This window comes from Streptomyces sp. NPDC048419 (genome assembly GCF_043200415.1).
In the GTDB taxonomy this organism is placed as follows: Bacteria; Actinomycetota; Actinomycetes; order Streptomycetales; family Streptomycetaceae; genus Streptomyces.
Map to the genome: position 1 here is coordinate 96,393 of NZ_JBICXT010000002.1, position 18,193 is coordinate 114,585.

Here is an 18,193-nt window from a genome sequence, read left to right on the forward strand (position 1 = left end):
CATTGGGGTGGTGATCGCCCGTCCGCAGCCCCAGGAGCGGCCCATTCGTGGCCCTTCCGGGGTGTTCAAGGGGCCTCACCGGGTCAACCCCAGCCCGGTGAGGCCCTTCTCCGTCCTGCGCCCCATACCGCTCGGGTGCCTCACATACGGCACGCCGTGCCAGTGAGTACGGCATCATGTGACAGGTATCACCGCTCAGGTGTGACCCGCGATTTAGAGGCCCCTCGGAAGCAGGGATAACCTGCGAGACGGACATGCCGCGCGCTCGGACACCGTGTGCGCCTCCCTTGTGACACATGCGGACGTCACGTTGCCCTTCGCGGCACGCCCACGCATCCAACGAACCGCGAGATCACTGATAGGGACGGAAGCGCGTGGACCTGTTCGAGTACCAGGCGAGGGACCTCTTCGCCAAGCACGATGTACCGGTGCTGGCCGGTGAAGTCATCGACACGCCTGAGGCGGCCCGCGCAGCCACCGAGCGTCTCGGTGGCAAGTCTGTCGTCAAGGCCCAGGTGAAGGTCGGCGGCCGTGGCAAGGCCGGTGGCGTGAAGCTCGCCGCCACCGCCGACGAGGCGGTCGAGCACGCGACCAACATCCTCGGCATGGACATCAAGGGCCACACGGTCCACAAGGTGATGATCGCCGAGACGGCCCCGGAGATCCTGGAGGAGTACTACGTCTCCTTCCTCCTCGACCGTGCCAACCGCACCTTCCTCTCCATCGCGTCCGTCGAGGGCGGCATGGAGATCGAGGAGGTGGCGGAGACCCGCCCCGAGGCCGTCGCCAAGACGCCGATCGACGCCAACGTGGGTGTGACCCCCGAGGTCGCCCGCCAGATCGTCGAGGCCGCGCACTTCCCGGCCGAGGTCGCCGACAAGGTCGCCGACGTCCTCGTGACGCTGTGGAATACCTTCGTCGAGGAGGACGCCCTCCTGGTCGAGGTCAACCCGCTGGCCAAGGTCGCCTCCGGTGAGGTCATCGCCCTGGACGGCAAGGTCTCCCTCGACGAGAACGCCGAGTTCCGCCAGCCGGAGCACGAGGCCCTCCAGGACAAGGACTCCGCGAACCCGCTGGAGGCCGCCGCCAAGGAGAAGAACCTCAACTACGTCAAGCTCGACGGCGAGGTCGGCATCATCGGCAACGGCGCGGGTCTCGTCATGAGCACCCTGGACGTCGTCGCGTACGCCGGTGAGAACCACGGCGGCGTGAAGCCCGCCAACTTCCTCGACATCGGTGGCGGCGCCTCCGCGCAGGTGATGGCGAACGGCCTGGAGATCATCCTGGGCGACGCGGACGTCAAGTCCGTCTTCGTCAACGTCTTCGGCGGCATCACCGCGTGCGACGAGGTCGCCAACGGCATCGTCCAGGCGCTGAAGCTCCTGGAGGACCGCGGCGAGGACGTCACCAAGCCGCTGGTCGTGCGTCTGGACGGCAACAACGCCGAGCTGGGTCGTCAGATCCTCACCGACGCCAACCACCCGCTGGTCCAGCGCGTGGACACCATGGACGGCGCGGCCGACAAGGCCGCCGAGCTCGCGGCTGCGAAGTAAGGGACGAGGACACACCAGCCATGGCTATCTTCCTCAACAAGGACTCCAAGGTCATCGTCCAGGGCATGACCGGCTCCACGGGCATGAAGCACACCAAGCTCATGCTCGGCGACGGCACCAACATCGTCGGTGGCGTGAACCCGCGCAAGGCGGGCACCTCCGTCGACTTCGACGGCACCGAGATCCCGGTCTTCGGCACGGTCGCCGAGGCGATGGAGAAGACGGGCGCGAACGTATCCGTCCTCTTCGTACCGCCGGCCTTCTCCAAGGCCGCCGTCGTCGAGGCCATCGACGCCGAGATCCCGCTCGCGGTCGTCATCACCGAGGGCATCGCCGTCCACGACTCGGCCGCGTTCTACGCGTACGCCAAGTCCAAGGGCGACAAGACCCGGATCATCGGCCCGAACTGCCCCGGCCTCATCACGCCGGGCCAGTCGAACGCCGGCATCATCCCGGGCGACATCACCAAGCCGGGCCGCATCGGCCTGGTCTCGAAGTCCGGCACGCTGACGTACCAGATGATGTACGAGCTGCGTGACATCGGCTTCTCGTCCGCCGTCGGCATCGGTGGCGACCCGGTCATCGGCACCACCCACATCGACGCGCTCGCCGCGTTCGAGGCCGACCCCGACACCGACCTGATCGTGATGATCGGTGAGATCGGCGGCGACGCCGAGGAGCGGGCCGCGGCCTTCATCAAGGAGAACGTGACCAAGCCGGTCGTCGGCTACGTCGCGGGCTTCACCGCGCCCGAGGGCAAGACCATGGGCCACGCCGGCGCCATCGTCTCCGGCTCCTCCGGCACGGCCGCCGCCAAGAAGGAGGCCCTCGAGGCCGCCGGCGTCAAGGTCGGCAAGACGCCGACCGAGACCGCCAAGCTGGCGCGCGCCATCCTGGCCGGCTGAACAGCCGCTTCCTGGTTGCTCGTCGACGGGCCCGCTCCCTTCCGGGGCGGGCCCGTCCGCGTCACCGGAACACCGGAAGGAGCCGCTCGGGCCCGTGCGCCATGGCCTGGCGCAGCTTCGTCCGCAGCTGCGTCTCCTGCTCCGACAGCGGGCCGAGAGCCACCCGCGGCGGCACCCCCTGCACCCGTACGCCCGCGGGCACCGGCGGCTCGTAGTGCGTCGGAGCCGTGCGCAGGGTGAACGTCGTCGTCCCGATCAGCGCCACCGTGAAGGCGATGGCGGCCCGGGTCCAGAAGAGGGACCGGCGCTCGCCGCCCGTGCGCACCGCCGGGGGCCTGGGCGCGTTCAGCCGCTCCACGGACGCCAGTTCGGCCAGCCGCCGGTGCAGCACGGACGGATCGGCCAGCTCCGGCAGGCGCTTCGCGATCACCTCACGCGCGTGCAGCAGCCGGCCGGCCGCCGCCGGTGTGCTCGCCTCCGTCTCGGCCGCCGTCTCGGGCAGATCCAGCCCGACGCCGTCGTAGAGCAGCAGTGTCCGGCGGTACGGCGGCTGGAGCTTCAGGAGCACGTCCATCAGCACGCGGTCGTCCGCGTCCTGCGGGGGCGGCTCGGGGTGCCGGTGGCTCGGGCGGAAGCGGTGCCAGGGGGAGAGCGCGTACTCGTATGCCGCCGCCCGCACCCACCCCGCGGGGTCCCGGTCGACGGCCACCTCGGGCCAGCGCTGCCACGCGAGCTGGAAGGCCCGCTCGACCGATTCGCGCGCCAGCTCACGCCGTCCGCAGAGCAGATATGCCTGCCGTACGAGGGCGGGGGCGCAGAACGCGTAGAGCGCGTCGAAGGTCTGAGCGGGCGTCAGGGGAGTGGCTGCGGGCTCGGGTTCGGGGACCGCCGGGCAGTTCTCCGGACAGACCGTCACTTTGGTCTCGCCGCCGGAGAGTTCGGCCAGCAGGGCGACGTAGGCCTCGCGCTTGCGGCCGCGCGGGGTCGTGCGGCCGGACTCCCATGCGTGCACGGTCCTGGTGGGAATGCCGAGCCGCTTGGCGAGCTGATCCTGCGTCAGCGAGCCCGTCTCGCGCAGGCGTCGGCGGTCCGTGGGCGGGGGCAGCGGGCTCGCGGGGTTCGGCGTCACGGTGCGCCCTTCCGACTGAAAAAGAACATAAACGTATATTGAGCGACACTTCGGAGGTTTGCCTGTTACGACGAGAAAGCGCGTGTCGTTGGGAGCATGGCGGGCGTGATCCAGACGACCGTTCGCCGACCTCCGTTGTCGTCCCTGCTCGCCCGGCTGCGCGACCGCTCGCCGGGACTGGCCGCCGGCCTCGTCGGCGGTGTCCTGGCCGCCGGGCTGGGGCTCGGATCGTTCGCCGTGCTCGTGGTGGTGATGTGGATCAGTTCGCCGTATCCCGACAGCGGGCCGGGCGGCTCGCTCCATGTCGCCGCGGCGCTGTGGCTGCTGGCGCACGGCGCCGAACTGATCCGTACCGAGACCCTCTCCGGAGCCCCCGCGCCCGTGGGTGTCACACCGCTGCTGCTGCTCGCCCTGCCCGTGTGGCTGGTGCACCGCGCGGCGCGGGACGCGGTGGAGGGCGGCGAGGAGGACGAGCCGCTCGGCTCCGGCCGCGCGGCGTGGACGGGCGTCGTCCTCGGCTACCTCGGAGTCGGCCTGGCCGCCGCGGTGTACGCGTCGGGCGGCGAACTGCGGCCCTCCTGGGAGTGGACCGTGGTGAGCCTGCCGGTGATCGTCATGGGGGCGGCGGCGAGCGGGGTGTGGGCGGCGTCCGGGCGGCCGCTCGAGGCGGCCGACGGCGTGCCGGGACCGGTGCCTGCGGGGCGTGCGCCGCTCCCGCCGGACGTCCGTGCGCGCCTGGCCACGGCGGCGCGGGCCGCGAGCGCGGGCACGGCCGTGCTCGTCGGGGGCGGGGCACTGCTCGTGGCCGCCTCCCTGACGTGGCACGGCGAGGCGGCGCAGGCCGCGTTCCGGCAGCTCACGGAGGGCTGGTCGGGCCGGTTCGCCGTGCTGCTCCTGTGCGTGGCGCTGGTGCCGAACGCGGCGGTGTGGGCGGCGGCGTACGCCCTCGGACCGGGCTTCGTGCTGGGCGCGGGGCATGTGGTGGGGCCGCTGGCCTCGGCGCCGGCACCGCTGCTGCCGCCGTTCCCGCTGCTGGCCGCGGTGCCGGACGCCGGGACCGGAACGTGGACGAACTGGGCCGCGGGCGGCGTGCCGCTGGCGTCCGCCCTGACCGTGGGCTGGTTCGTGGGCCGGGCCGAGCCGTCCGGCGCCCGGCGCACCGCCCAGATCGCGGCGCTTGCGGCGCTGCTGAGCGCGGTGGCCACGGCCGTGCTCACCGGACTGGCCGGTGGCCCGCTCGGTGTCGCGGAGCTGGCCCGGTTCGGGCCGGTGTGGTGGCAGACGGGGGCAGCGGCGCTGGTGTGGACGGCGGCCGTGGCGGTTCCGGCGGCGCTGGCACGGTGGGCCTGGGGGTGCCGCAAGCGCCGGCGGGCGGCCGAGAAGCGGAGCCGGACGAAGAAGACCGTGGAACTGAGGATCAAGGAGCCGAGGACCGTGGATCCGAGGATCGTGGCGTCGAAGATCGTGGGGCCGCAGAGCGCCGGGGCGAAGGCCGTGGCGCCGAAGAGCGGAGAGTCCGAGGCGCAGGCGCCGGTACGCGGCGGCCGGGTCCGGCGGACGATCACGTCCGTCGGGGCGTGGTTCGGGTTCCAGAAGGCCCCCGGCCAGGAGGGCCCCGGCCACAAGGACCGGGCGACGGCCGGATCAGCGGTGAAGCCGCCGTCCGTGCCCTACGACCAGGGGGACGTGTACGGCCCGCTGAGCGAGAAGGAAGAGACGCCGTACGACTTCCTGCCCGCCGAACCGCTCCCCGCGCCGCCCCCTCCCCGGCGCGACGACGCCGGCCGAGAGGCGCGAGAGGCTCGCGAGGCGCGCTGGGCCGAGCTGGAGGCGCGCTGGGCGGCGCTCAAGCAGGAGTCGGCCCTGTCGCGGACCGCGGAGACGCGAAAGGCGCCGCAAACACCCGCAGCCCCGGATGAACCGGACGCGCCGGACGTACCGAAGACCGCGGACGGCCTGGACCCGACCGACCCCGTCGACCCGACCGCCCCGGCCGACGGGTCGTGACGCGGCCCGTCCCGTCCGTCAGGGGTTCGTGCCCAGCAGCCCCCGCAGCTCCTTCGGCAGAAGATCGCTGCATGACTGCTTCGCCTGGCTGGTGAGGGCGTCGTTGGTGCAGGAGTAGTAGTCGCTGTAGACCAGCTGGGCCGTGAAGGTCGCGGCCACCAGGGCGAGGGCCAGCGAGGCCGTCACCAGGCCGGTCACCGCCGCCGTCGTCCGGGGACGGCCGGCCGCCGGGTCGTGCGAGGACTCCTCCGCGCCGTTCTTGGCGCGCAGCGCGCTCACGCCCCAGTACAGGGCGAGGGCACCGAGCAGCAGGGCCACGTAGGGCCAGCTGAAGAGGGCGAAGAAGAAGGCCCACATGCCGCACAGCAGTGCATAGCGCGCGCGGCGCTGGGCGGGGTCCGACGGGTCCCAGCGCATGCCCTGGCCCGGGGTGTTGCCGCCCTGGCCCTCGGGGCCGGCCGGCGGACCGCCGGGCCGCTCGCCGAAGCCGCCGGGGGAGCGGCCCGGCTGGCGGTCGCTCCACTGACTGCCCCACGGGGAGTTGCCGTCGCCGTCGGATCCGTCACCGCTGCCGCCCGCCGGACGGCGCGGCCGCCACGGCTTGTCGGGCGTGCCCTCCGGCGGCGGTGCGAAGGGGTTGTCCTCGTCCTGTCCCCCGCCGTTCTTCTTGCCGTCCTCGCGGTCGGAGGGCGCATCGGGCGGCGAGGCGGGGCGCTCCCGCAGCAGCACGCGGCGGCGCTCCCCTCCCTGCACCTGCTGCGGCGGGAGCGTGAGGAGTCGCAGGCTGCGGTCCGGCATCAAGTGAGCGTCTTCCCCTAGGTATACGGCGTTGATCAGGCGTTCGTACGGCGGTACGTCGTGAGCCTTCCCTCAGGGAACGCACCGCACGACGACCACGTTCCCGACGGAGCCCTCCCAGACGCTACCTTCCGGCCACGCCCCCGTCCCGTGGGGGCCGTCCGGAGTGCCGGTATCGTTGCTGACGTTCGGCCGCTTCGTAGACTTCCCCGTATCCGGGGGCCCGAAGCATTCGTACGACCGTACAAACGCTCCTTCGAGAAAGGGCCTCACCCGTGGCCGCCAAGCCCGTGGTCAAGCGCCTCGTCGTGCTGGTCTCCGGATCCGGTACCAATCTGCAGGCGCTCCTCGACGAGATCGGGGCCGCCGGCACCGAGGCCTACGGCGCCGAGATCGTGGCCGTCGGCGCCGACCGTGAGGGCATCGAGGGACTCGCGCGCGCGGAGCGCGCGGGGTTGCCGAGCTTCGTCTGCCGGGTGAAGGACTTCGGCAGCCGCAAGGAGTGGGACGCGCACCTCGCCGGGGCCGTCGCCGCGTACGAGCCCGACCTAGTCGTCTCCGCCGGATTCATGAAGATCGTGGGGGAGGAGTTCCTCGCGCGCTTCGGCGGGCGGTTCGTGAACACCCACCCCGCCCTGCTGCCCAGTTTTCCCGGAGCCCACGGTGTGCGTGACGCGCTCGCGTACGGCGCCAGGGTCACCGGCTGCACCGTCCACTTCGTCGACGACGGCGTCGACACCGGGCCGATCATCGCGCAGGGCGTGGTGGAGGTCAGGGACGAGGACGACGAGAGCGCTCTGCACGAGCGCATCAAGGAAGTCGAGCGAAGGCTGCTCGTCGATGTCGTGGGGCGGCTCGCCCGCAACGGCTACCGCATTGAGGGACGAAAGGTAGTTATCCAGTGACCGCCGAGAGCAACAAGCGGCCCCTTCGCAGGGCGCTCGTCAGCGTCTACGACAAGACCGGCCTGGAGGAGCTCGCCCGCGGGCTGCACGAGGCCGGCGTGGAACTCGTCTCCACCGGCTCCACCGCAGCGAAGATCGCCGCCGCCGGCGTCCCGGTCACCAAGGTCGAGGAGCTCACCGGCTTCCCCGAGTGCCTGGACGGCCGGGTCAAGACCCTGCACCCCAAGGTGCACGCGGGCATCCTCGCCGACCTGCGCCTGGAGAGCCACCGGCAGCAGCTGGCCGAGCTGGGCGTGGAGCCCTTCGACCTCGTCGTGGTCAACCTGTACCCGTTCCGCGAGACCGTCGCCTCCGGCGCCTCGCCCGACGAGTGCGTCGAGCAGATCGACATCGGCGGTCCCTCGATGGTGCGCGCCGCCGCCAAGAACCATCCGTCGGTCGCCGTGGTCACCAGCCCGGCGCGGTACGGGGACGTCCTCGCCGCGGTCGAGGCCGGCGGCTTCGACCTCGCCACCCGCAAGCGCCTCGCCGCGGAGGCCTTCCGGCACACGGCCGAGTACGACATCGCCGTCTCCTCCTGGTTCGCCTCCTCCTACGCGCCCGCCGACGACTCACAGTTCCCCGAGTTCGTGGCGAGCAGCCTGGAGCGCGCCCACACGCTGCGCTACGGCGAGAACCCGCACCAGCCGGCCGCGCTCTACACCTCGGGCACGGGCGGTCTGGCCGAGGCCGAGCAGCTGCACGGCAAGGAGATGTCGTACAACAACTACACGGACACGGACGCCGCGCGCCGTGCCGCGTACGACCACGACGAGCCGTGCGTCGCGATCATCAAGCACGCCAACCCCTGCGGTATCGCCGTCGGTTCGGACGTCGCCGAGGCGCACCGCAAGGCGCACGCCTGCGACCCGCTGTCGGCGTTCGGCGGCGTCATCGCCGTCAACCGCCCGGTGAGCCGGGAGATGGCCGAGCAGGTCGCCGAGATCTTCACCGAGGTCATCGTCGCGCCCGGCTACGACGACGGCGCGCTGGAGGCCCTCGCCAAGAAGAAGAACATCCGCGTGCTGCGCGCCCCGGGCCGTCCCGAGGCCGCGGTCGAGGTCAAGCCGATCGACGGCGGCGCCCTCCTCCAGGTCACCGACCGCCTCCAGGCCGACGGCGACGACCCGGCCAACTGGACGCTGGCGACCGGTGAGGCGCTCACCGCGGACCAGCTGTCGGAGCTCGCGTTCGCCTGGAAGGCCTGCCGCGCCGTCAAGTCCAACGCGATCCTCCTCGCCAAGGACGGCGCCTCGGTCGGCGTCGGCATGGGCCAGGTCAACCGTGTCGACTCCGCGAAGCTGGCCGTCGAGCGGGCCGGCGCCGAGCGCGCCCAGGGCTCGTACGCCGCCTCGGACGCGTTCTTCCCCTTCCCCGACGGCCTGGAGATCCTCACCGGCGCCGGCGTGAAGGCCGTCGTCCAGCCGGGCGGCTCGGTCCGCGACGAACTGGTCGTCGAGGCCGCCAAGAAGGCGGGCGTCACGATGTACTTCACGGGGACGCGCCACTTCTTCCACTGACACCCGGATCTCACCGACCCGGACACGACGCGGCCTCCGGCCCTCCCCCGAGGGAGCCGGAGGCCGCGGCCGTGACACCACCGTGCGGCCGGCCGCCCGCGAGCGGTACCTCGGAACTCTCAGGGTCACTACTTGCCCGCGGGGGCGTACTCCTTGAGGTAGTGGGCGACGCGGGTGGAGTAGGCGCGGTTCTTCGGGGGAACACCGCCCGCGGCGTTCACCTTCTTGTACGAGGTCCGGTAGGCGGCGGCGAGCAGGACGCGGCGGTCGCCCGGCAGGGAGGTGTGCAGCAGGGGTTCCATGTAGCAGAGGTAGCGGCCCATGGCGGGGATGGACATGGCCGGGGACAGCGGTGGTGCGGGGGTCGCCGACGCGGGCACGCCGTCCGAGCGGCTCCACCAGCGCAGCACGCTCGGGGTCCAGCGGGCGATGCCGTACTCGCCCTTGGCGGGGTCGGAGAGGTCCGGGTCGAAGTTGCTCTCCACCTTCAGCATCGCCGCGATCAGCACCGGGGAGACCTCCCGCTGGAGGCAGTCGTGGGCCGAGTCGACGATCAGCCGGCGGTACCGCACCGGGATGCCCTTGTCCGTACGGAGTTCGGAGGCGCCGTAGGCGGCGGCGCCCGTGGAGCTCTTCGCCTGCTGCGCGCCCGAGTCGGCCCAGCTGCTGATGCCGTAGCCGAGCGCCGCCACGGCCACCGTCGCCAGCGCGGAAACCAGTGCCACCGCGCCCCGGCGCCGGCGAGGGAACAGCACCCTGGGCAGCCGCGGCGAGCGGACCGCGCCGGCCGCCTTCTCGACCCGCCGCAGCAACGCGTCGGTGCCGACCCGGTCCGCGTGCGTCCGGGCCAGGCAGTCCCGCACGATCTCCCGCCAGGCGTCCGGGAGTTGGGGCGAAAGCCGCAGCTCGTCGGTGCCGCGGGCGTATGCGACGGCCGCGTCACGGCGGGCCGTCGGGGTGCCGCCGGGCAGCGGGAAGGAGCCGGTCAGCACCAGATGGGCCAGCACGCCGAAGGCCCAGACGTCCGCCGACGGGCGGATACGGCGGCCCCGCTCGCCGATCTCCGCCCAGAGCAGCTCCGGCGGGGTGTAGTCCGGCGTGGAGAAGGCCGGCGTGTACGCGTGCGTGCCCTCCAGCTCCGCGGCCATGTTGAAGTCGGCCAGCCGTGCCGAACCGTCCTTCATCAGCAGCACGTTGGCGGGCTTCAGGTCGCCGTGCACCCAGCCGGCGCGGTGCAGCTGGGCCAGGCCCTCGCAGATCTGCGCGAGGAGCGCGGGTCCCGCCTCCGGCCCGGGCGTGCGGTCGAGGAGCGCGCCGAGCGATCCCTCCGCCTTCTCCAGGACGAGGACGGTGGCGCCGTCGAGGGCGGGGCGGTCCTGGTCGTCGACGACGAGCGTCTCGTACATCCGGATCAGCCGCGGCTGCTTCAGCCGGCGGTGCAACTCGACCTCGCGGTCGATGAGTTCGCGCAGATGCGTGAGCTGGCGGGGGGTGCCGGTGCCGGTGGGCAGGAACTTGAGCGCGGCCGTGCGGGGCAGGCCGGCCGCCGCGTCGCCGACGCGTCTGCCCTCGTACACGCTCCCGAAGGCACCCGTGGCGATCGGCTCCCGGACCTCCCAGGCGCCGACCCGGTACCCCTTGGGCACCGGCACGGCGTACGGCTCGGTCACCGGGCGGCCCGGCCGGAGCGTGCCGCGGACAGGACGATCAGGTCGTCCTCGCGCACGAGGTCGAAGCGGAGCGCGAGCGAGACCAGCGATTCCTTCTTGCCGTTCAGGCGCGGGCCCGTGTCGGCCTCTTCCGGGCCGGGCTTCAGGCGCAGCTTCACCGCGAGGTAGTCGATGTTCCACTGCACCGAAGTGCGCGACGCGCTCGGCCAGTTCGGGCGCAGCCGTTCGACGACCTGGTCCACCGTGGGCAGCGCCGCGTGCGGTTCGCCCCGCAGCCGGGGCTCGCACAGGGCCGCCAGCACCGCGAAGTACCGCTTGGTGCGGTCGACGGAGAAGGCGGGCGCGGTGGTGGCGCCGTCGAGGCCGCCCTCGGTGTGCAGATAGTCGTGGCGCGGCGCCCACACCTCGATCGGCAGCAGGTCGCCCGCGGCCGGCAGCACGATCCGCGAGAACTCGAACGGGATCGGGGCGTCCAGCCGGCCCGGCCCGACCTTGATGTGCTCGCCGGCGCCCTCCGGGTTCTCCACGACGTACGTCTGCTCCCGGCTGAGGTTGCTCAGTATCCAGAAGGCGCCCTGCGCGGTGATCTCACCGGCTCTGCGGGACACCCCCTCGTGCGGGATCGGCACGTCGACGCCCTGCGCCGAGCGTCCGAAGGTGAGCCGTTCGCCGGGCGCGAGCCGGAACTGGTTGCGGTGGGGTTCCTCCGTGGTCGGCGGAGGTACCACGATGATGCTGTACAAGGTGCGTCTCCCCGTGCCTGCAGCTATCCACGTCAGAGTAGGGGGACGGGCGCGGGCCGTGTCCCCCTCATACGGGTGAGACACGGCCCGGGGCGATTTATTGGCGCGAACTGTTCAGTACGGCGCGCGCGTTGGTGCCGAACGCTCAGTAGCGCGGGCGGTTGAACCAGGCGGCGCCGTTGGCGTTGCCCACGAACACGGCGACGAGAATGGCCAGCACGGTGTGGATGAGGCCCACGACGATGAACGGGTAGATGCCGAGGATCGCGGTGATGATGGCGAAGACCAGGGTGGTGATCCGCACGCCGTTGCCGCCGGTGTTGAACTTCACCGCCAGCACGATCGCGAACACCGCCCAGGCCACGGCGAAGGCCGCGAAGCCCCAGAGCATGCCGGACGAGTAGTCGGCGAGCTGCTGGAAGGCGGCGTCGTTCTTGAGCTGGTCGTCGTTCTTGGCGGCGTGGACGCTCGCGGCACCGAAGGCGAACAGGGCCACACCGAGGATCTGCAGGCCGACGATGACCCACATCATCACGCGGGCCGCGCTCACCGTGCCGGGCATCGACGTCATCACGGGGCCGCCGCCGTAGGGGCCCACCGGAGGAGCCGCCGGGTAGCCGTAGCCGCCCGGTGCCTGCGGCTGCTGCGGGTAGCCGTAGCCCTGCTGCTGACCCTGAGGGGGGCCGTAGGGATTGTTCGGGTCGCCGAAACTCATGGCGGGTCTTCCTCCGTCGGGTCCAAGTGCGGGGACGACGTGCGGCTCCGTACGGAGGAAGGTTCTTGCAGTGCGCTCGATCCCCCCGATGAGCTGCCCGCGGCACTATCGGGCCATCGTTCTTTACTGCTGACTTACTTGTCCAGCGGGAAGCCATATGTGTTGTGCAAGTGCAACATCCATGATCTTGGCCGGATACGGACGGAGCTGTGACGGGGCAGCCGAGGGGCCCTGATTGGAACCGCGAGGTGGTCATCCGCGAGGATGGGGGTATGACCGCCCAGATTCTCGATGGCAAGGCCACCGCAGCCGCGATCAAGTCCGATCTGACCGCCCGCGTGGCGGCGCTGAAGGAGAAGGGCGTCACGCCCGGCCTCGGCACGATCCTCGTCGGGGACGACCCCGGCAGCCAGAAGTACGTCGCCGGCAAGCACCGCGACTGCGCCCAGGTCGGCATCGCCTCCATCCAGCGCGAACTGCCCGCCACGGCCTCGCAGGAGGAGATCGAGGCGGTCGTACGCGAGCTCAACGAGGACCCGGCGTGCACCGGTTACATCGTCCAGCTTCCGCTGCCCAGGGGCATCGACGAGAACCGCATCCTGGAGCTGATGGATCCGGACAAGGACGCGGACGGCCTGCACCCGATGAACCTCGGCCGGCTGGTGCTGAACGAGCCGGCCCCGCTGCCCTGCACCCCCAACGGCGTCCTCACGCTGCTGCGCCGCTACGGCGTGGAGATCAAGGGCGCCGAGGTCGTGGTCGTCGGCCGCGGTGTCACCATCGGCCGCCCGATGCCGCTGCTGCTGACCCGCCGCAGCGAGAACGCGACCGTGACCCAGTGCCACACCGGCACCCGCGACCTCTCCTCCCACCTCAAGCGCGCGGACATCATCGTCGCGGCCGCGGGCTCGGCCCATCTGATCCGGCCCGAGGACGTCAAGCCGGGCGCGGCCGTCCTCGACGTCGGCGTCTCGCGCAGCGCCGAGGGCAAGATCGTGGGTGACGTCCACCCGGGCGTCGCCGAGGTCGCCGGCTGGATCTCGCCGAACCCCGGCGGTGTCGGCCCGATGACCCGCGCGCAACTGCTCGTCAACGTGGTCGAGGCGGCGGAGCGCAGTGCCGGCTGAGGCGAAGGACCCCCAGGAACAGGCGGAGGAGACCGTGCGAGACGCGATCAGCGCTCCTGACGCGACGGGCCACCCGCGTCGCACGACGCGCCGCTTCCCGCTGTTCACGAGGGACACCGCGCGCCCGGAGGGCGGCGGCCGGGCAGCGCCCTCGGACGCCCCCGCGCCCGCCCGGCAGTGGCCGATCCTGGCCGTCTGCGGCGCGGTCGGCCTCGGCCTGCTGCTGACCGCGCTCGACCTCTTCCGCTACGGCACCCTGCTGATCGGCCTCGCCCTGGTGGCCGGTGCCGTGCTGCGCTGGGTCATGCCCGGTGTCGGCATGCTCGCCGTGCGCTCCCGCTTCACGGACATCGTCACCTACGGCGTACTGGGCCTGGTGATCGTGCTGCTGGCGCTGATGGTGCAGCCGAACCCGTGGCTGCAGATCCCGTTCCTGAAGGACACGCTGCACTTCACGGTCAGCAGCGGCGGCTGACGCCGGCACCCGGCGGCACCGGCCCGTCCCCTCCCCCGAGCAAGGACGGACCGGCGCCGGGATCCACCCTCCTGCACGGAGAACCGCCTGTTCAACGGCTGTCAGAGCGCTGTGGCACGGAGGTGACCGTTCCGCAACGCGGGAACCATCGGCGGGCCCGCTTCGTCACCTGCTCAGACCGGGCAATTGCGAGAAACGCCGTGGAGGTGGGCGATGGGCGGCTGGCAGCCGCTGCCGGACGATCTGCCGCCGGAGGTGCGGCACTTCGTGGAGCAACTGCGGCTCCTGAAGGACCGTACGGGGCTCAGCCTCGTCGCGCTCGGCGCCCGCACCGCGTACAGCAAGTCCTCGTGGCACCGCTATCTCAACGCCACCCAGCCGCCGCCCCGGCAGGCGGTCGCCGCGCTGTGCCGGATCGCGGGCCTCGCCGAGGCGGACGCCGAACGCTACGTCGTGCGCTGGGAACTGGCCGTCCAGGCCTGGCCGCGCCCGGCGAAGCCCGCCGGTGACCAGAGCGCGCCCGAGTCCCCCGAGTACGAGGACGACCCCACCCTGCCCTGGTGGGACGCCCCTGAGGAGGACGGCGGCCGCAGGGCCGGCGGCCTGGTGCTGCTCTACTGCGCGCTGCTCCTCGTCCTCATGCTGCTGATCCTGCTGGTCGCCGCCGTCGCCCTCGGCTGAGCCGGTCGTCGGGGCGTCGACGGGGGCCGCCGGTGGGACACTGGACCACGGCCGGGCCGGCGTGCGACGGTGCATGCCGATCGGCTCGAACGCTCCCGTGCGCCCCCATCCCGGGAACTGAGATCCTTGTCGGGCGCATCCCTGTGGGTAGCCAGAACGGGCACCACGCACGGGGGCCTCGCGAGGTGGACAAGCACGAACCGGGGGGAAGAGGGGGAAGCAATGCCTCGTTGGAGGGCCTTGCCGGACGAACTCGATCCGCAGGTCAGGGAGTTCGCGAGCCAGCTGCGGCGGCTCGTGGACCGCAGCGGCCTGAGCATCGCGTCGGTGGCCGACCGTACGGGCTACAGCAAGACGTCGTGGGAGCGTTATCTGAACGGCCGGCTGCTCGCGCCGAAGGGCGCGATCGTGGCGCTGGCCGAGGTCACAGGCACCAATCCGGTCCATCTGACGACCATGTGGGAGCTCGCCGAACGCGCCTGGAGCCGTTCGGAGATGCGTCACGACATGACCATGGAGGCCATCCGCATATCCCAGGCGCGCGCCGCGCTCAGTGAGTTCGGTGCGCCGCCGCCCAACGCGAAGGGCGGCAAGTCGGCCCGCAAGTCCGGTCCCGCGACGGCGACGCCGGGGGTCGCGGGGCCGGCGGGAGTGGCTCCGTCGATGCCTTCGCAGCCGTCGCTGCCCGCTCAGCCGTCGGTGCCGTCCCAGCCGGCGGCGCCCGACGTGCGCGACGCCCGCGACCCGGAGGCCTCCTCCTCGCAGGCGAGCTCGTCCGGCACCAACTCGTGGCGGCTGGCCGGTTACAAGGGCCCGTCGCAGGCCGGAGGCCGGACACCGGAGCCCACGGCGCCGACGCCTTCCGCCGACGGTCCTGCCTGGACGCCGGGGACGCCCAGCCCGTTCGGCGAGCCGCCGCAGGGCCCGCCACCCGGCGGCGACCCCTCCCCCGGAGGGGGCAGGCGCAGGCTGACGATGTTCCTCGCGGGCGTCGTCGGCGTGCTGGTCGTGATCGCGGCCGTCTTCTTCCTCACCGACAACGGCGGGGGCAAGAAGAACGAGGGCGGCGGCAAGCCGTCCGCGTCCGCCAGTAAGCAGACCGATCTGCCGCCCGGGGTGAAGTGCGCGGGCGCCTCCTGCACCGGCAAGGACGCCGAGGCCATGGGCTGCACCAAGGACACCGCCGCGGTGACCACCGCCAAGACCGCGGTGGTCGGCGCGACCACGCTCGAGGTGCGCTACAGCAAGACGTGCGGCGCCGCGTGGGGCCGTATCACCCAGGCCGTGCAGGGGGATTCGGTGCAGGTGACGGCCGGCTCGGCCAAGGAGAACGACAGCATCACCGCGACCGGGGACACCATCGCCTACACGCCGATGGTCGCCGTGAAGGACGCGGGTGAGGCGAAGGCGTGCGCCACGCTGGCGTCGGGGCAGAAGGGGTGCACCCCGTAACGGGGCCCGAAAGACAGCCTGAAAGACGCTGAAAGACAGAGGGGGCGGCCGCCCGTCCGGGAGAGGAGAGACTGCGACGGCCGCCGTTGGGGGCACCGACCGTGCCGGACTCCCGTGGGGGTACGGTTCGCGTGCCCCGGATGCGGCTGGATATTCCTGCCACCTGAGAATTCTTCGCGGTCCCGCTCTGTGGGCCGGGCCACAGGGGGCAGCGCATCCGGGATGCCGGATGCGCGATAGCCTGACCGCTGGATCTCTCTTGATACCAAGAGATCGATCATCTGTACGTCCGTCCGCACCCCGGGGCAAGGACGCTACGCCCACCGCCTGCTGTCATACGGAGAACGCCATGACCCGCACTCCCGTGAACGTCACCGTCACCGGCGCGGCCGGCCAGATCGGTTACGCCCTCCTCTTCCGCATCGCCTCCGGCCAGCTGCTCGGCGCGGACATGCCGGTCAAGCTCCGCCTCCTCGAGATCACGCCCGCGCTCAAGGCGGCCGAGGGCACGGCCATGGAGCTCGACGACTGCGCGTTCCCGCTCCTTCAGGGCATCGACATCACCGACGACCCGAACGTCGCCTTCGACGGCACCAACGTCGGTCTCCTCGTCGGCGCCCGCCCCCGCACCAAGGGCATGGAGCGCGGTGACCTGCTGGAGGCCAACGGCGGCATCTTCAAGCCGCAGGGCAAGGCCATCAACGACCACGCCGCGGACGACGTCAAGGTCCTCGTCGTCGGCAACCCGGCCAACACCAACGCCCTGATCGCCCAGGCGGCCGCGCCGGACGTACCCGCCGAGCGCTTCACCGCGATGACCCGCCTCGACCACAACCGCGCGCTGACCCAGCTCGCGAAGAAGACGGGCTCCACGGTCGCCGACATCAAGCGCCTGACGATCTGGGGCAACCACTCCGCCACGCAGTACCCCGACATCTTCCACGCCACCATCGCCGGCAAGAACGCCGCCGAGGTCGTCAACGACGAGAAGTGGCTGGCCGAGGACTTCATCCCGACCGTCGCCAAGCGCGGCGCCGCGATCATCGAGGCCCGTGGCGCGTCCTCCGCGGCCTCCGCCGCCAACGCCGCCATCGACCACGTCCACACCTGGGTCAACGGCACCGCGGAGGGCGACTGGGTCTCCATGGGCATCCCCTCGGACGGCTCCTACGGTGTCGCGGAAGGCCTGATCTCCTCCTTCCCGGTCACCGTCAAGGACGGCCGCTACGAGATCGTCCAGGGCCTGGACATCAACGAGTTCTCCCGCGCCCGCATCGACGCCTCCGTCAAGGAGCTCGAGGAGGAGCGCGAGGCGGTCCGCTCGCTCGGCCTCCTCTGAGCCCTTTACGGTTCTGTCACGAGCCTGCACGGGCCCCGTTCCGGATTTCGCCGGAGCGGGGCCCGCGGCCGTTTTCACCGCTACCGTCTGAAAGCGATACCCAATGGGGTGATTCGGGGGGCGTGTCATGGGCGAATGGGACGGCTACGACGAAGGCCGGCACTCCGGTTCCGGACCGGAGCGCGAACCCAGCGAGGAGAGAGGCCAGGCGGCCTGGGCCGCCGGACAGCCGGGTAGCGTGCCGCCGTGGGCGTCGGCCGAGACGCAGGCCGGGCAGACACCGCCGCCGTGGGCGTCCGCCGAGACCCACACGGGCAGCCCGATGCCGTCGGCCTGGCCGCCCCCGCCGCCGCCCCTTCCGGTCCCGGGCCCCGGCCCGGTGCCCGCGACGACCGTGCCGACCCCGGCGGTCGCACCCGCCCCGCGCAGCGGCGCCCGCAACGTGCTGCTCGCCTTCGTCGCGGTTGCCGTCCTCGGCGCGGGCGCCGGAGCGGGTGCCTGGTACCTCACCCGCGACCACTCGACCGGCAACGGGGCCGGTCCCGGGACGAGCGTCAGCGTCACGGTCACCACCACGCCGACGCAGAGCACGACGGCGACGGACACCCCGACCGCCACCGGCACCCCGTCGGCCTCGACGCTCGTGTCGCCGTCGTCCTCGCCCTCGGTCGGCTACCGCCGCGCACAGGACCCCGTCGGCTACTCGGTCGACGTCCCCGAAAGCTGGACCCGCCGTCAGACGCAGGGCAAGCTGGCCCCCGTCGTCTACTACGACAACGCCTCCGACGGCCGCCAGCTGCAGATCTTCGAGGTCACCGAGGACACGCCCTACCAGTCCCTGACGCTGGCCGAGACCGACCCCGGCTTCGGCTTCGCCAAGCAGCGCGGCTACCAGCCCCTGGGCCGCGACCGCGGTGACACCTGGGCCGAACTGACCTACCGCTACGACGACAAGGACAAGGGCGCCCGCCAGGTCATCGACCACCGCTTCCGGGCCGCCGACGGCACGCTGTACGCGATCCGCTCCAGCGGCCCCGCGGACCTCGACCCGGAGCAGGTGCGGGAGCCGCTCGCGGCGGCGGTGCGCTCCTTCTGCCCGACGGGCGCGCAGTGCTCGTAGACGTGCGGTGCTCGT

General features: G+C 72.0%; 16 protein-coding genes. 11 read left to right on the top strand and 5 right to left on the bottom strand.

From position 1 onward, the window contains the following. The first annotated feature begins 374 nt into the window (after positions 1-374). Positions 375-1,553, top strand: a complete 1,179-nt coding sequence (gene sucC / locus ACGFYN_RS04370; protein ID WP_393864232.1) for an ADP-forming succinate--CoA ligase subunit beta — start codon at positions 375-377, stop codon at positions 1,551-1,553. A gap of 20 nt (positions 1,554-1,573) precedes the next feature. Continuing rightward, positions 1,574-2,458: a succinate--CoA ligase subunit alpha gene (gene sucD, locus ACGFYN_RS04375; protein ID WP_393864233.1), complete on the top strand. Its 885-nt coding sequence runs from the start codon at positions 1,574-1,576 to the stop codon at positions 2,456-2,458. A 61-nt stretch (positions 2,459-2,519) separates the two neighbouring features. On the opposite strand, the gene ACGFYN_RS04380 is transcribed toward sucD, so the two are convergent. Continuing rightward, positions 2,520-3,587, bottom strand: coding sequence for a helix-turn-helix domain-containing protein (locus ACGFYN_RS04380; protein WP_393864234.1), 1,068 nt, complete (start codon positions 3,585-3,587; stop codon positions 2,520-2,522). A 96-nt stretch (positions 3,588-3,683) separates the two neighbouring features. On the opposite strand from ACGFYN_RS04380, the gene ACGFYN_RS04385 reads away from it, so the two are divergent. Next, the gene (locus ACGFYN_RS04385) at positions 3,684-5,594 is read left to right on the top strand and encodes a DUF6350 family protein (protein WP_393864235.1); all 1,911 of its coding nucleotides are present in this window, start codon (positions 3,684-3,686) and stop codon (positions 5,592-5,594) included. Between the two features lie 18 nt (positions 5,595-5,612). Here ACGFYN_RS04385 and ACGFYN_RS04390 read toward each other — a convergent pair whose 3' ends face one another. Next, positions 5,613-6,392, bottom strand: a complete 780-nt coding sequence (locus ACGFYN_RS04390) for a hypothetical protein (RefSeq protein ID WP_393864236.1) — start codon at positions 6,390-6,392, stop codon at positions 5,613-5,615. A gap of 275 nt (positions 6,393-6,667) precedes the next feature. Between ACGFYN_RS04390 and purN the strand changes: the two genes are divergently transcribed. Together purN and purH are read left to right on the top strand one after the other, a co-directional pair. Then, complete coding sequence (purN, locus tag ACGFYN_RS04395) at positions 6,668-7,297, top strand: phosphoribosylglycinamide formyltransferase (protein WP_393864237.1); 630 nt, start codon at positions 6,668-6,670, stop codon at positions 7,295-7,297. Further along, on the top strand, positions 7,294-8,856 hold the full coding sequence (purH, locus tag ACGFYN_RS04400; protein ID WP_393864238.1) for a bifunctional phosphoribosylaminoimidazolecarboxamide formyltransferase/IMP cyclohydrolase: 1,563 nt from the start codon (positions 7,294-7,296) through the stop codon (positions 8,854-8,856). The genes purN and purH overlap by 4 nt, the downstream gene beginning before the upstream one ends. A gap of 128 nt (positions 8,857-8,984) precedes the next feature. On the opposite strand, the gene ACGFYN_RS04405 is transcribed toward purH, so the two are convergent. From ACGFYN_RS04405 to ACGFYN_RS04415, 3 genes are all read right to left on the bottom strand, one after another. Continuing rightward, positions 8,985-10,526: a protein kinase gene (locus tag ACGFYN_RS04405; RefSeq protein ID WP_393864239.1), complete on the bottom strand. Its 1,542-nt coding sequence runs from the start codon at positions 10,524-10,526 to the stop codon at positions 8,985-8,987. Then, a complete protein-coding gene (locus ACGFYN_RS04410) occupies positions 10,523-11,269 on the bottom strand; it encodes an FHA domain-containing protein (RefSeq protein WP_393864240.1) in 747 nt (248 codons plus the stop codon). The genes ACGFYN_RS04405 and ACGFYN_RS04410 overlap by 4 nt, the downstream gene beginning before the upstream one ends. Before the next feature lie 145 nt (positions 11,270-11,414). Next, positions 11,415-11,984: a hypothetical protein gene (locus ACGFYN_RS04415; protein ID WP_393864241.1), complete on the bottom strand. Its 570-nt coding sequence runs from the start codon at positions 11,982-11,984 to the stop codon at positions 11,415-11,417. Positions 11,985-12,256: 272 nt separating this feature from the next. On the opposite strand from ACGFYN_RS04415, the gene ACGFYN_RS04420 reads away from it, so the two are divergent. From ACGFYN_RS04420 to ACGFYN_RS04445, 6 genes are all read left to right on the top strand, one after another. Next, positions 12,257-13,111, top strand: coding sequence for a bifunctional methylenetetrahydrofolate dehydrogenase/methenyltetrahydrofolate cyclohydrolase (locus tag ACGFYN_RS04420; protein WP_393864242.1), 855 nt, complete (start codon positions 12,257-12,259; stop codon positions 13,109-13,111). Further along, the gene (locus tag ACGFYN_RS04425) at positions 13,101-13,586 is read left to right on the top strand and encodes a DUF3017 domain-containing protein (RefSeq protein WP_393864243.1); all 486 of its coding nucleotides are present in this window, start codon (positions 13,101-13,103) and stop codon (positions 13,584-13,586) included. Before ACGFYN_RS04420 ends, ACGFYN_RS04425 begins: the two co-directional genes overlap by 11 nt. Before the next feature lie 213 nt (positions 13,587-13,799). Then, the gene (locus ACGFYN_RS04430; RefSeq protein ID WP_393864244.1) at positions 13,800-14,267 is read left to right on the top strand and encodes a helix-turn-helix domain-containing protein; all 468 of its coding nucleotides are present in this window, start codon (positions 13,800-13,802) and stop codon (positions 14,265-14,267) included. Between the two features lie 222 nt (positions 14,268-14,489). Further along, positions 14,490-15,719 carry a DUF2690 domain-containing protein gene (locus ACGFYN_RS04435; RefSeq protein ID WP_393864245.1) on the top strand — a complete coding sequence of 410 codons (1,230 nt, stop codon included), beginning with the start codon at positions 14,490-14,492 and terminating at the stop codon, positions 15,717-15,719. A gap of 349 nt (positions 15,720-16,068) precedes the next feature. Further along, positions 16,069-17,058, top strand: a complete 990-nt coding sequence (locus ACGFYN_RS04440) for a malate dehydrogenase (protein ID WP_393864246.1) — start codon at positions 16,069-16,071, stop codon at positions 17,056-17,058. Positions 17,059-17,185: 127 nt separating this feature from the next. Then, complete coding sequence (locus ACGFYN_RS04445) at positions 17,186-18,178, top strand: hypothetical protein (RefSeq protein ID WP_393864247.1); 993 nt, start codon at positions 17,186-17,188, stop codon at positions 18,176-18,178. Positions 18,179-18,193 lie beyond the last annotated feature (15 nt).